This is a genomic window from Gordonia rubripertincta (assembly GCF_038024875.1).
In the GTDB taxonomy this organism is placed as follows: Bacteria; Actinomycetota; Actinomycetes; order Mycobacteriales; family Mycobacteriaceae; genus Gordonia; species Gordonia rubripertincta.
In genome coordinates this window covers 4822322-4835694 of the sequence record NZ_CP136136.1, presented here as the reverse complement: position 1 = coordinate 4835694, position 13373 = coordinate 4822322, and the positions used below count along the sequence as shown (strand labels likewise).

Here is a 13373-nt window from a genome sequence, read left to right as displayed (position 1 = left end):
CGTCGACAGTCGACTTACGCACACGAAGTTGGTGGGGGCTCGTGCTTGTGAATCCAGATGCCTTACGTGGGCTTTCCGACAAAACGGCGGACGCAGCGGAAGTGGTCGAGGCGAACACGCTGGCCGGGGTGGTCCCGGGCGCGTTCTCTGAAATGCATGGGTCGACGTCCGAGTGGAGCGCACGTGCAGTAGATGAATTCGTGGCACCGCTCGTCGCACGTGTGTCTCAGGGCTTCGAGCAGTTGGCAGGTGGGGCCAGGGGAGCTGCAGGCAACTTCGAGGTGACAGATGAGGATCTCAAGTCCAAGATCGAAACCTCGTTCAAGCAATGATCCCTTCGCGTGCTCGGTTGACGGGTTGGAAGTTCGGGCCCATCTCGGCTGCGGCGGACATGGTGAGCACCAGGGGAGCTGCCATCGAGCAGGCAGGTCACGATATCGAGAGTTCGTGTGAAGCGTTACCTGCTGTCCGGGCGTGGGACGGCCCCAGCCACGCTGCCGCGACATCTGCGTTTGGGCGCGCCCGGGGCCAAACTGGTGATATCGGGAAACTGGCTGACCGCCTCGTCGATTCTTTGACTCAGGGGTATTGGACGCTGACCTCCGCGAAGGACAAACTGCTTGGAAAGGTCGCAGAGATAGAGGGCGGAGGACTCTTCCTGATTCATGACCACTGGGCGATCACCCTCCGACCAATGCCGATGACTCGCGCACGCGCAAAAGAACTCTTCGCGCAACGCGACAGTCTGCAGGAGCAATTGAACCCTCTGGTGACAGCGATGGGCCAGGCGGACGATTCAGTGTCCGAAAGTGTGCAGAGAGCCGCTCGCGTTGCGGGTTTCGAGATGCGGTCGTCGTCGATACCTCAGGTCACTCCCTGGCTTGTGAAGCCGGAAGACGACGTCCCTGACCCATCCACGCTGCCCGGGCAGCTCTATCAGCGTTCGGTATCCGAGGCAGACGCATCGGTGACGGTGGCAGAGACAACCACGGGTGTCGATTCGGACGGCCAAGAATTCACGACGCTGATCATGCAAGACGGAAGCCGGGTGGTCAGGACCGAAATCGGTCAGTCCCGCGGGGTGATTTGGACGGAGGACCGGTACGACCCGAGAGGAGAACTCGTGTGGAGTACCAGTGCGACGGACTGGCTCAACGGTCGAACGATGGTGTCGACGAGGTATGCCGATAGAACCTTGGTCTCGGTGCTCCATGGCGAAGACGGACGGATCATCAGCGGCGAGGTTCTTCCGAAGGGGCAACACGATGATGCGCGACCGCTGGACAGTGCTTTCTTCTCGCATCCCGCGTTGACAACCGTGGGTGGAGGTTTGGCAGGCGCCGAACAGATCAGCGACAACGCCCTCAAGAAGGAGCTCCCGACTCTGACGAAGAACGAGTTCCAGAATCTGAAAGCGGGGACGAAATTCGGAGGGTACGGCTTAGGGATTGGCATCGCTCTCTATGACGTGGCGACTGCAGGAGAACCTGAGGAGAAATGCCAGGCAGCTATCTCGGGGCTGGCGAGCGCCGTCGGTGGCACTGCCCTGGGCGCTGCCGGCGGCCTGGTGCCGATTCCCGTCGTCGATGTTGCAGCGGCGGGAGCCGGCACCGTCGCAGGGGCATGGTTGTTCGGATTTCTGGGCTCGGAGTTGGGAAGGGCTGTCTGTTATGACGAATGATCAGGCGGTTCCTGAGTGGGATAGGGTACGCGTCCAAACCCGATGGACCTGCGTTGCCTTGACGCTCTTCGGATCTCTCGGTCTCTTCTGGCTGTGGCACCTGGCAAGATCGCTGGCCGGCGGTCGCTATTCGGATGCCGCGTTTTTCGTGTGCGCGTCGGCGGCCTGCGCAGCCGTGCTCTGGGCGTCTGTGCTCGTCTTGAAGAACCGTGCACGGTCCATCGCGGCGCCAGGTACGGCTGATTGGGTTCCGGGTGGGGTTCGGTTCTCGACATCGCGTGGATTTCGTGTGGCCTACCGCATGGCTATGGCTTTCATCGCCATCTCGTCCGGCTTGTTCGCCGTCGGTACCTGGCTTGGACAGTTCGACTTCCCGATGAGCTCTGGACAGAAGTTGATCTTGCCCTTGGTCGCTGCCGCGGTTGCCGGCTACGCGGTTGGTGCGCTGACGTGGTTCGCGGCCGGATTTCTGCGGTATCCCGGCGTTGAGGTTTCCCCAGATGGTCTGTCCACCACCGGGTTTCGGCTGAAACAGACGGTCACGTGGGATAATGTCGCAGACATCGTTCCGCTTGCGGACGGCAAGAACCCGGAGATCGACATCGTTCTGAAGGATCGTGCACGGGCCGGCGTCGACATTTTCTACCGGGGTCCATTTGCACCGGCATATATGCGGGCTCAGCGCTCGGTACGAATCACCGCTGATCTTTTCGCCGTCGGAGCGGTACCTCTGCTCGACTTCATCGACTACTACGCGTTCAGCCCCGAGGATCGTTCCGAGCTGGCTGATGGTCGTGCACTGCGACGGTTGGCCTCAATGGGTCAACCGACACTCGACGGCTGAGGCGCCTGAGAAATATTGCCTGCTGATCGGCTGTTGCATAGCGATACACTGACCACACAACCGTGCGTTTCCTTCAGTGAATCCTCATTGCGAGGTGACCGAGATGCGCAGCCCAGAACCGCAGACCACCAGGAGTGATTTCATACGTGAGTGACGACAACCCCGACCCGAGCGGGCAATCCAGCCGAACGCAGCCGCGCCGGTCTGGGGTCACATCCAACGTCGAAGTCTCTCCCGGAGTGGTGTTCGGGCTGCTCGGCGCCAGTGACGTCAACCTTCGGACGCTCGAGCAGCTGCTGCCCGCCGACATCCACGTGCGTGGTAACCAGGTGACGCTGACCGGCGAGCCCGCCGACGTCGCCGCCTCCGAACGCGTCATCGCCGAACTCACCGACCTCGTCGGACGTGGCACCCCGCTGACCCCGGACCTCGTCCGGCACAGCGTGTCGATGCTCTCCGACGGCGGACAGGAGTCGCCGGCCGAGGTGCTGTCGCTGGACATCCTCTCGCGTCGCGGCAAGACCATCCGGCCCAAGACGCTGAACCAGAAGCACTACGTCGACGCCATCGACAACAACACCATCGTGTTCGGGTTGGGTCCGGCCGGTACCGGCAAGACCTACCTCGCGATGGCCAAGGCTGTACAGGCACTGCAGTCGAAGTCGGTCAACCGCATCATCCTCACCCGTCCGGCCGTCGAGGCCGGCGAACGCCTGGGCTTCCTGCCGGGCACGCTGAGCGAGAAGATCGACCCGTATCTGCGTCCGCTGTACGACGCTTTGCACGACATGATGGACCCCGAGGCGATCCCGAAGCTGATGGCGGCAGGGGTCATCGAGGTGGCGCCGCTGGCCTACATGCGCGGCCGCACCCTCAACGACGCCTTCATCATCCTCGATGAGGCGCAGAACACGACGAGCGAGCAGATGAAGATGTTCCTGACGCGCCTGGGCTTCGGCTCCAAGGTGGTCGTCACGGGTGACGTGACCCAGGTCGACCTGCCGGGCGGTGCGAAGAGCGGCCTGATGGCGGCGACCGCGATCCTCGAGGGCATCGACGACATCCACTTCTCCCGGCTCACCAGCCAGGACGTCGTCCGGCACCGCCTGGTCGCCGACATCGTCGACGCCTACGGTCGCGCCGAGGAGAACCAGCGCACCGGTGCACCCATCGACGCCGCGATCGGCGGCAACCGTGCGGCGCGTCGGGCAGCCTCTCACGGGCGTCGCTCATGAGCATCGAACTGGCCAACGAGTCTGGGGTCGAGGTGCCGGCCGAGCTGATCGTCGACGCCGCACGGTTCGCGGTGAACGCGATGGACGTGAACCCCGCCGCGCTGCTGTCGGTCTTGTGTGTCGACGAGGACACCATGGCCGACATGCACGTGCAGTGGATGGATCTGCCCGGACCCACCGACGTGATGAGCTTCCCGATGGACGAACTCGTCCCGGGCGGCCGACCCGACGCCACCGACCTCGGTCCGGCGATCCTCGGCGACATCGTGCTGTGCCCCGAGTTCGCGCGGAAGCAGGCCCGCGAGGCGCGTCGCTCGTTCGAGCACGAGCTCGCGATGCTGACCATCCACGGTGTGCTCCACCTCCTCGGCTACGACCACGCCGAACCCGAGGAAGAGCGCGAGATGTTCGGGTTGCAGAACGAGATCCTCGACGCCTTCTACGCCGAACGGCACCGACGCGCGCAGGAACAGCGCCAGACCGACCGTGACTCGCGGTTGCTGTCCAACATCGGATTCACCGGGACCGAACAGGGGACCGGCGAAACGGGGACGACCGGACGGTACGAGGAGGACTGAAAGTGTCCTCCGACTATTGGTTCATAGTGGCCGCAGTCGTCCTGATCGCACTCGGCGGGCTGTTCGCCGCGGTCGACACCGCGGTGTCCACGGTCTCCAACGCCCGCGTCGACGACATGGTCCGCGAGGGCCGCGCCGGCGCCCGACGCCTCGCCATCATCCTCGATGCACGGGCCACCTACGTGGGACTCGTGGTCCTGCTGCGCGTGGTCTGCGAGACCGCGGCTGCTGCACTCATCGCCCTGTCCGCGGCCGAATGGCTCGGGGTCGGCTGGGGACTCGTCGTCGCGATCACCGCGATGACGGTCATCTCCTACGTCGCGATGGGCGTCGGACCGCGCACCCTCGGCCGCCAGCACGCCTACACGATCGCGCTGTCGACGTCGTATCTGTTGTCGGCGTTGGGCATCCTGCTCAAACCGGTGACCCGACTCCTCATCCTCATCGGTAATGCCCTGACCCCGGGTCGTGGCTTCCGAAACGGCCCGTTCGCCACCGAGATCGAGCTGCGCGAGGTCGTCGACCTCGCCGAGGCGCGGGGCGTGGTGGCCGCCGACGAACGCCGGATGATCCACTCGGTCTTCGATCTCGGCGACACCAGCGCGCGCGAGGTCATGGTGCCGCGACCGGAGATGGTCTGGATCGAGGCCGACAAGAACGTCCTGCAGGCCACCAATCTCGCGACGCGGTCGGGACATTCGCGCATCCCGGTCATCGGCGAGAACACCGACGACGTACTCGGCATCGTCTACCTCAAGGACATGGTCGCGCGGACGGTCGCCAAACGGATCGACCCGACCACGCTGCGCGTCTCCGACATCATGCGCGAGGCCGAGTTCATCCCGGACTCCAAGCCGCTCGACAAGGTCCTCGCCGACATGCAGCTCACACGCAACCACATGGCGATCCTCGTCGACGAATACGGCGGCATCGCCGGTCTGGTGACGATCGAGGACGTCCTCGAGGAGATCGTCGGCGAGATCACCGACGAATACGACACCGACGAGCTCGCGCCCGTCGAGGATCTCGGCGACGGCTCGTACCGGGTGTCGGCACGGCTTCCCGTCGAGGACCTCGGCGAGCTGTTCGACGTCGAGATCGAGGAGGAAGAAGTCGAGACGGTCGGCGGGCTGGTCGCCCTCGAACTCGGCCGCGTGCCGCTGCCCGGCGCACGGGTCAAGTCACACGGACTGCAACTCGTCGCCGAGGGCGGCCCCAATCGCAAGGGACGCCAACGAATCATCACGGTCCTGGTCACGCGCGTCCCCGGGACCGAGGACGACGGCCGGGACTCGCATCGGCACGAATCCTCGAATGGTCGAGGGCATTCGGGTCGGCAGGGTCGCCATGACCGCACCGCGGCCCGCGAACACGAGGACGAGTCCCATCGCAACAACCACGAGCAACCGACAGCAAGGATGAACCAGTGACCGAGACCCTCGCCGACGAGGATCAGAAGCTCGTGGTGCTCGCCCGCGGAGCACTCGCGCGCGCCGAAGCGCGTTCCGGGGCAGCCGTCCGGGACGGCGACGGCCGCACCTACGCGGGCGCCGAGGTCCGCACCAGGACCCTCACGCTCAGCGGACTCCAGGTCGCGGTCGCCTCGGCGATCTCGAGTGGCGCCACCGCTTTCGAGGCGGCGGTGCTGGTCAACGGCGACGCCGACGATCCCGGTCTCGCGACCCTGCGCGAACTGAGTCCGCAGGCCTACGCCTACGTCACCGATGCGGCCGGCCGGCCGCAGCAGCGACTGGACGGCGCCGATGTCTGAGTCCGCCCCCGAGTTCCGTTCCGGCTTCGTCTGTTTCGTCGGCCGCCCCAACACCGGCAAGTCGACGCTCACCAACGCGCTGGTGGGGGAGAAGATCGCGATCACCTCCAACCGGCCGCAGACCACGCGCCACACGATCCGCGGGATCGTCAACAGGCCCGACGCCCAGCTCATCCTCGTCGACACTCCCGGACTGCACCGGCCGCGCACGCTGCTCGGCAAGCGGCTCAACGAACTGGTCCGCGACACGTACTCCGAGGTCGACGTGATCGGCGTCTGTATCCCGGCCGACGAGGCGATCGGCCCCGGCGACCGCTGGATCATCTCGCAGGTCCGCGAGATGGCGCCGCGCACCACGCTTCTCGGCGTCGTCACCAAGATCGACCGGGTCGGCCCCGAACAGGTCGCCAAACAGCTCATGGCGCTCTCCGGACTCCTCGGCCCCGACGCCGAGGTGGTGCCCGTGTCGGCCAAGTCGGGCAAGCAGCTCGACGTCCTGAGTGACGTGCTCGTCAGCCTCATGGAAGAGGGCCCGGCGTTCTATCCCGACGGTGAGCTCACCGACGAACCCGAACAGGTCCTGATGGCCGAGTTCATCCGCGAGGCCGCACTCGAGGGCGTCCACGACGAGCTGCCGCATTCGCTCGCTGTCGTCATCGAGGAGGTCATCGATCGCGAGGACCGGCGTCCGGACCAGCCGCCGATGGTCGACGTCCACGCGGTGCTCTTCGTCGAACGGGACAGCCAGAAGGGCATCATCATCGGGCGCAAGGGTGCGCGCCTGAAGGAGGTCGGTACAGTTGCGCGCGCACAGATCGAGCGTCTGCTGGGGACCAAGGTCTACCTGGATCTGCACGTGAAGGTCGCCAAGGACTGGCAACGCGACCCCAAGCAGCTACGCCGACTGGGCTTCTAAGACGAGCAGATTGCCGGCACCGTCCTCGCGGACACGGGCCGCGGGGGAGGTACGTCGATGGGAACGCACGAGTCGCGGGAGGCCTCCGACACAGGTCGCGGAGCGCACGAGGTGCCGGAGGTCGAGGAACCGACCGGACGGACCATCGCCGGGGTGCTCGGATCGCCCCGGTTCTGGCTAGCTCCGCTGATCCTCGTCGCGGTGCTGTTCTCGCTCATGGCCGCGTTGTACATGTCGGCCGTCGTCGACCCACAGCGCCACCTCCACGACTTCCCGATCGCCCTCGTCAACGAGGACTCCGGCGGCGAGGTGACCGGCGCCGACGGCAAGGCCACCGAGCAGAACATCGGCGATCAGGTCGCCGACGGCATCATCTCCTCGGCCGCCGACAACGGCATCGTCGTCCGACGCACCGACCGGTCGACTGCTCTCGGCGAACTGAACAGCGGCAAGGTGTACGGCGTCGTCGTCATCGGTTCGAACTTCACCAATCGTGCGGTCGCGCTTGGCCGTTCGACGGTGCTCCCGGCGCAGCCGACGCGCCCCGCCATCGACATCTTCATCAACCGCGGGTCCGGCGCCTTCGCGTCGTCGATCACCTCGACCTTCGCCGAGCAGGTGACCACCCGGGTCAACGCCGAGGTCGGGCAGCAGCTGACCGCGCAGGTGCGCGATCAGCTCGACCGCAACGACGTCACGTTCACCGGCGCCGCCCAGCTCGCGCTCGCCAGTCCGGTTGCGGTGTCGGTGTCGGAGCCGACGCCGCTGCCACAGGGCGCCGGAAACGGATTGTCGGCGTTCTACCTCACGCTGCTCCTGGTGCTGGCCGGCTTCACCGGCGCGATGATGGTGAGCATCGTCGTCGACGGCATGCTGGGCCAGACGCCCATCGAGTACGGCCCGTTCTACCAACTCCGCGAACGCCTCGCGATCAGCCGCTGGGCGACGCTCGCCGCCAAATGGACCATCATGTTCCTCGTCTCGGTGGTCCTCTCGACCCTGTTCATCGCGGTGGGCTCGTGGGTGGGCACGTCCCTGCCGAACGCCTTCGTGCTGTGGCTGATCTCGATCCTCGCGATCTTCGCGGTGGGCGTGAGCGCGAGCGCGATGATGGCCGTGTTCGGCAATGCCGGTCTGCTGTTCAATCTCGTGTTCTTCGTCGTGTTCGGCCTGCCGTCGTCGGGCGGAACACTGCCGCTCGAGGCGAGTCCGCGGTTTTTCGAGTGGATCGCCGCGATCGAGCCGATGCACGTCATCTACCTCGGTGTGCGCTCGGTTCTGTACTTCGACGCCGACCTGTCCGCCGGGCTCGCGCGGTCGGTCGTCCAGTGCTTCATCGGCCTGCTCGTCGGCGTGCTGCTGGGCATGCTCGGCACCAAGTACTACGACCGCAAGGGTTGGCACCGCTACCCGGGCGGCATGACGCTCCCACCGAAGCTCGACAAGATCGTCAACGCCGGCTGAGCGGGTTCTGCGCCCCGCCCCTTCCGCGGAAACCTGGCACGGTGGATGCATGTCTACGACGGTGGAGATGTCGATCGCGGAGATGTCGGCCGCTTTGCACGACCTGCGGGACGAGCTCGACCGTGCGGAGGAGCTCGCGGGGCCGCTGATCTCCGCGGTGGCCGAACAGCATCGGCAGAGCGCGCGCAACCTCGTGCACTACGTCACCGTGCGGCGGCGGGATCTGCGTCCGCTGCAGTCGTCGATGGCCGCCCACGGGTTGTCGAGTCTCGGCCGGATGGAATCGATCGTCTACTCCTGGATCGAGACGGTCATCGAGACCGTCGACGCCCTCGCCGAAGGCAGACGCAGACACCCGATCTGGGGTGATCTCTCCGACGGGGTCCGGGTTCTCGGCGCAAACCGCGACCAGTTGTTGGGCCGCGTGCACCCGGGTGGGGCCGACGACGTGACCGCCGACCGGGCCGGCGACGAGCACGGTGAACGAGCCAGCCGGGTGATGGTCACGATGCCGACCCAGGCCGCCGACGACGCGGATCTGGTGCGACGCATGGGCGAGGCCGGGATGGATGTGGCACGGGTGAACTGCGCCCACGACGGACCCGCCGAATGGGCGCGGATGATCGAGTCGGTGCGCGGACTCCCCGGGCGCGTGCGTATCGCGATGGATCTGGCCGGGCCCAAACTCCGCACCGGACCGCTCGAGCCGGGACCGAAGGTCGTCAAGGTGAAACCCGTCCGAGCCGACGACGGGACCGTCGAACGCCGATCACGGGTGCGGATGAGGACGACCCCGCCCGATCCCGATCACGCCCTGCCCGACGGCATCGACGCGATCATCCCGGTCGACGACCTCGGCGCGGTGTCCGAGGGCGACCGATTCCGGCTTCGCGACGCACGCGGTCGCCGTCGACGCCTGAAAGTCGTCGCGGTGTCCGAAGCCGGGATCGACGCCGAATGCGATCGCACCGTCTACTACCGGACCGGGGCGTCGATCACGGGGAAACGCCTCCGCGGAAAAGCTCTCGTCGTCGCGGACCTGCCGGAGAAGCGCCAGCATCTGCTGATCCGCACCGGCGACGAGATCCGACTCCAGCGTGACCTCGCGCCCACACCCGCGACCAGGGTCGGACCACATCGGATCGGATGCGAACTCGGGGTCGCCTTCGACGATGTCGAACCGGGGCACCGGGTTCTGTTCGACGACGGGAAGATCGCCGGACGCGTGCGCGAGAGGTTCGACGACGAGATCGTCGTCGACATCGAACGCGCCGGCCCGAAGGGCACCAGACTGCGCGCCGAGAAGGGCGTCAACCTCCCGGACACCACTCTCCACATCCCCGCGCTGACACCGGAGGACCGCGCTGCTCTCGAGTTCGTGGCGACGCACGCAGACATGGTCAACTTTTCGTTCGTCCGGTCGCCGGAGGATGTCGCCGACCTCATCGCCGAACTCGAGCGCCTCGACGCCCGGAACGTCGGGATCGTGCTCAAGGTTGAGACCCGCGCCGCGTTCGAATCGCTGCCGCAGATGCTCTTCGAGGCGATGCGATGGGATGCGGTCGGCGTGATGATCGCGCGAGGTGACCTCGCCGTGGAGGTCGGGTTCGGCCGGCTGGCCGAGGTGCAGGAGGAGATCCTGTGGCTCTGCGAGGCCGCGCACATTCCGGTCATCTGGGCCACGCAGGTTCTCGACGGTCTGGCGAAGAAGGGTGTTCCGTCTCGTGCTGAGGTCACCGACGCCGCGATGAGCCGCCGCGCCGAGGGGGTCATGTTGAACAAAGGCCCGTACATTGTCGAGGCCATCGAGGCGCTCACCTCGATCCTTGACCGGATGGGCGGCCACGTCGAGAAGAAGCGGTCGCTGCTGCGTCCGCTCACCTCGTTCGACATCAGCCCGCGCTGACCCATTGCTGCTCGAGTAACCCCGAGCTTGCGAAGGGCGTATCGGAAGGGCATGTCGGGGTCGGCGGTGTCGGTGGACGGTGGGACAATCGGCGGGTGAGGTTCTACCGGGATGAGGCCGTCGTGCTCCGCCAGCACAAGCTGGGCGAAGCCGACCGCATCATCACCCTGCTGACCGCGGAGCACGGGCTCGTGCGCGCGGTCGCCAAGGGGGTGCGCCGGACACGGTCGAAGTTCGGCGCCCGTCTCGAACCCTTCGCCCACATCGACGTGCATCTGTACCCGGGGCGCAGCCTCGACGTCGTCACCCAGGTGCACAGCCTGCACGCCCTCACCGACGCGATCGTCGCCGATTACGGGCGCTACACGACGGCCTGCGCGGTCCTCGAGACCGCCGAGCGGCTGGCGGGTGAGGAACGCGCACCCACCCGCCAGTTGCACCGCCTCACGGTGGGTGCGTTGCAGGCGCTGGCCGAGGACCGTCGGCCGCGGGAACTGATCCTCGACGCCTACCTGCTGCGCGCCATGTACAGCGCCGGCTGGATGCCCGCGCTGGAGGAATGTGCGCGCTGCGCCAACCCCGGTCCGCACCGGGCCTTCCACGTCGCCGCCGGCGGGGCGGTGTGCCTGCACTGCCGGCCACCCGGCTCGGCCACCCCGTCGCCCGGCGTGCTCGACCTCATGGACGCGCTGTTCCGCGGTCAGTGGGAACACGTGGAGGAGTCGTCGAACTCCCTGCGCCGCCAGGCCAGCGGCCTCACCGCCGCGCATCTGCAGTGGCATCTCGAACGTCAGCTCCGAACCCTGCCGCTCATCGAACGCACGGCGCCTCATAGGCTGATGGAAACGGGTGTCGAGCCAGGTGTGGAGCACGGGGTGAGGAGAGTCGACGATGGCGTTGCGGCCGGGTAGTTCGTCGAAGGGACGCAAACCGACGAGCCCACGCACGGAGGTTCGTCCCCCGGACCCCCATCCCAGCGGAGCGCGACCCCCGGCCATTCCCGCCCAGTTCGTGCCCAAACACGTGGCCTTGGTGATGGACGGCAACGGCCGCTGGGCCACCGATCGCGGACTGCCGCGCACCGAAGGGCACAAGCGTGGCGAGGCCGTCCTGATGGACACCGTCTGCGGCTGCATCGAATTGGGCGTCGGCTGGCTGTCGGCGTACGCCTTCTCGACCGAGAACTGGTCGCGCAGTCCCGAAGAGGTGCGCTTCCTGATGGGCTTCAACCGCGACGTCATTCGTCGTCGACGTGACGAGATGCACGAGATGGGTGTGCGGGTCCGCTGGGCCGGCCGCCGACCCCGCTTGTGGCGCAGCGTCATTCGTGAACTCGAGATCGCCGAGGAGCTGACGAAGGACAACACCGTGATGACGCTGACGATGTGCGTCAACTACGGTGGGCGTGCCGAGATCGCCGACGCCGCCCGTGAGATCGCCCGTCGTGCCGCGCGTGGCGAGATCGATCCCGAGCGCGTCACCGAGTCGACCTTCGCGCGCTACCTCGACGAACCGGACATGCCCGACGTCGACCTGTTCCTGCGTCCGTCGGGGGAGCAGCGCATCTCGAACTTCCTGCTGTGGCAGTCGGCCTACGCCGAGATGGTCTACCAGGAGAAGCTGTTCCCCGACTTCGACCGCCGCGACCTGTGGGACGCCTGCCTGGAGTACGCCTCCCGCGACCGTCGCTTCGGTGGGGTGAAGCCGTCGTGAGCGATGCCGCCGCGCTGCTCGAACGTGCCGCCGTCATCGTGGCCGAGCTCGGACCCACCGACCGTCCCGACGCGGAATCCGTTGTCGTGCAGGTCGGTCCGACGCGTGCCTCGATCCGGGTGCTGACCCTGTCGGAGGGCCTCGATGTTCTCGCCGTGACCCAGATGGTTGCCATGGACCTGCCCAACACCCCGACCCTGCGTGACGACGTGGAGGCTTTCGGCGCCCAGATGAGCTTCGGCAGCCTCCGACGCTCGGACCCGGCCGGAGTCACCACGGATGTGTTGCAGTACTACACCTTTCCCGCCGGGCGACTCGACGACCTGCCGCTGCTGACGGTGTTGCACATCGTGCTCGCGGCCGGCGTCGACGCCGCCGAGCGGCTGGTGGCGAAGTAGCACTTCCGGGCTGAGGTCGCTCCACGCTGTGTCAGTTGCGCTGGCAGCCTTGACAGTTCGCGCACAGTCCGAAGACCTCGACCGTGTGGTTGATGTCGGTGAAGCCGTGTTCGGCGGCGATGGTCGCGGCCCACTTCTCGACCGGGTCGGCCTGCACCTCGACGGTGGTTCCGCAGTTGCGGCACACCAGGTGATGGTGGTGTCCCGACGAGCAGTGGCGGTACCGGGTTTCGCCGGACCCGTCCCACAGGACGTCGATCTGACCGGCCTGACTCAGGGCCTGCAGGTTGCGATACACGGTGGTCAGGCCGATGGACTCGCCTCGGCCCTTGAGGATCTCGTGGAGTTCCTGGGCTGAACAGAAGTCGTCGGTGCCGGCCAGGGCGTCGGCGATGGCCGCGCGCTGGCGCGTCGAACGGACTCCGGTGACCGGCTGCGGGCCGGATGCCTCGACGCCGGTCATTCGGACACCACCGACGGGCCGCGGTTGGTCTCGTTCGCGTGGACCAGGGCGTCGACGACGATGTGGGCGACGTGGTCGTCGAGCAGTTCGTAGGTGATCTCGCGGCCGTTGCGGTGACCCCGGACGACGCCGGCGTCCTTGAGGACGCGGAGGTGCTGGCTGACGAGCGGCTGGCTCAGACCGAGGTGGCCGACGAGTTCGTGCACGCACTGGACGCGCTCACGCAGCGAGAGCACGATCGCGACGCGGGTGGGGGAGGCGAGAGCACGCAACAGGTCGGCGGCTGCCTCCCGTGCGGCGGCGGAGTCGTCGGCCGGTCCGGACGCGCCGAACTGACCGGATCCCTCGATGGGTTCAGCCGACATGTCACTCCTCCCGGACTGCTCGCGTCACAGCACTGCCGC

15 protein-coding genes are annotated in these 13373 nt (G+C 66.7%); 13 read left to right on the top strand and 2 right to left on the bottom strand.

The features are described from left to right. The first annotated feature begins 41 nt into the window (after positions 1–41). The 13 genes from RVF83_RS22000 (at position 42) to RVF83_RS21940 (ending at position 12506) form a co-directional block, all read left to right on the top strand. Complete coding sequence (locus tag RVF83_RS22000; protein ID WP_005199299.1) at positions 42–332, top strand: type VII secretion target; 291 nt, start codon at positions 42–44, stop codon at positions 330–332. Positions 333–349: 17 nt separating this feature from the next. Next, on the top strand, positions 350–1681 hold the full coding sequence (locus RVF83_RS21995; RefSeq protein ID WP_247602373.1) for a hypothetical protein: 1332 nt from the start codon (positions 350–352) through the stop codon (positions 1679–1681). A gap of 58 nt (positions 1682–1739) precedes the next feature. Then, positions 1740–2525 (top strand): hypothetical protein, encoded by a 786-nt coding sequence (locus RVF83_RS21990; RefSeq protein ID WP_247602374.1) that lies wholly within the window; start codon positions 1740–1742, stop codon positions 2523–2525. Between the two features lie 146 nt (positions 2526–2671). Next, entirely contained in the window at positions 2672–3760 is a 1089-nt protein-coding gene (locus RVF83_RS21985; protein ID WP_039880654.1) for a PhoH family protein, read from the top strand. Beyond that, entirely contained in the window at positions 3757–4338 is a 582-nt protein-coding gene (gene ybeY, locus RVF83_RS21980) for an rRNA maturation RNase YbeY (protein WP_005199295.1), read from the top strand. Before RVF83_RS21985 ends, ybeY begins: the two co-directional genes overlap by 4 nt. Positions 4339–4340: 2 nt before the next feature. Continuing rightward, positions 4341–5768 carry a hemolysin family protein gene (locus tag RVF83_RS21975; protein WP_005199294.1) on the top strand — a complete coding sequence of 476 codons (1428 nt, stop codon included), beginning with the start codon at positions 4341–4343 and terminating at the stop codon, positions 5766–5768. Continuing rightward, the gene (locus RVF83_RS21970; protein WP_005199292.1) at positions 5765–6109 is read left to right on the top strand and encodes a hypothetical protein; all 345 of its coding nucleotides are present in this window, start codon (positions 5765–5767) and stop codon (positions 6107–6109) included. The genes RVF83_RS21975 and RVF83_RS21970 overlap by 4 nt, the downstream gene beginning before the upstream one ends. Further along, positions 6102–7025 (top strand): GTPase Era, encoded by a 924-nt coding sequence (gene era, locus RVF83_RS21965; protein WP_005199291.1) that lies wholly within the window; start codon positions 6102–6104, stop codon positions 7023–7025. Before RVF83_RS21970 ends, era begins: the two co-directional genes overlap by 8 nt. Before the next feature lie 57 nt (positions 7026–7082). Next, positions 7083–8489 (top strand): YhgE/Pip domain-containing protein, encoded by a 1407-nt coding sequence (locus tag RVF83_RS21960; RefSeq protein WP_005199290.1) that lies wholly within the window; start codon positions 7083–7085, stop codon positions 8487–8489. A 49-nt stretch (positions 8490–8538) separates the two neighbouring features. Further along, the gene (locus RVF83_RS21955) at positions 8539–10395 is read left to right on the top strand and encodes a pyruvate kinase (protein WP_005199289.1); all 1857 of its coding nucleotides are present in this window, start codon (positions 8539–8541) and stop codon (positions 10393–10395) included. Positions 10396–10490: 95 nt separating this feature from the next. Continuing rightward, complete coding sequence (gene recO / locus RVF83_RS21950; protein ID WP_039880651.1) at positions 10491–11306, top strand: DNA repair protein RecO; 816 nt, start codon at positions 10491–10493, stop codon at positions 11304–11306. Continuing rightward, complete coding sequence (locus RVF83_RS21945) at positions 11287–12108, top strand: isoprenyl transferase (protein WP_005199287.1); 822 nt, start codon at positions 11287–11289, stop codon at positions 12106–12108. Before recO ends, RVF83_RS21945 begins: the two co-directional genes overlap by 20 nt. Continuing rightward, on the top strand, positions 12105–12506 hold the full coding sequence (locus RVF83_RS21940; RefSeq protein WP_005199286.1) for a hypothetical protein: 402 nt from the start codon (positions 12105–12107) through the stop codon (positions 12504–12506). The genes RVF83_RS21945 and RVF83_RS21940 overlap by 4 nt, the downstream gene beginning before the upstream one ends. A 31-nt stretch (positions 12507–12537) precedes the next feature. Here the strand turns inward: RVF83_RS21940 and RVF83_RS21935 are convergent, their stop codons facing one another. Both RVF83_RS21935 and RVF83_RS21930 read right to left on the bottom strand, forming a co-directional pair. Next, positions 12538–12969 (bottom strand): Fur family transcriptional regulator, encoded by a 432-nt coding sequence (locus RVF83_RS21935; RefSeq protein ID WP_005199285.1) that lies wholly within the window; start codon positions 12967–12969, stop codon positions 12538–12540. Continuing rightward, positions 12966–13334: an ArsR/SmtB family transcription factor gene (locus RVF83_RS21930; RefSeq protein WP_005199284.1), complete on the bottom strand. Its 369-nt coding sequence runs from the start codon at positions 13332–13334 to the stop codon at positions 12966–12968. Before RVF83_RS21930 ends, RVF83_RS21935 begins: the two co-directional genes overlap by 4 nt. Positions 13335–13373: the final 39 nt, after the last annotated feature.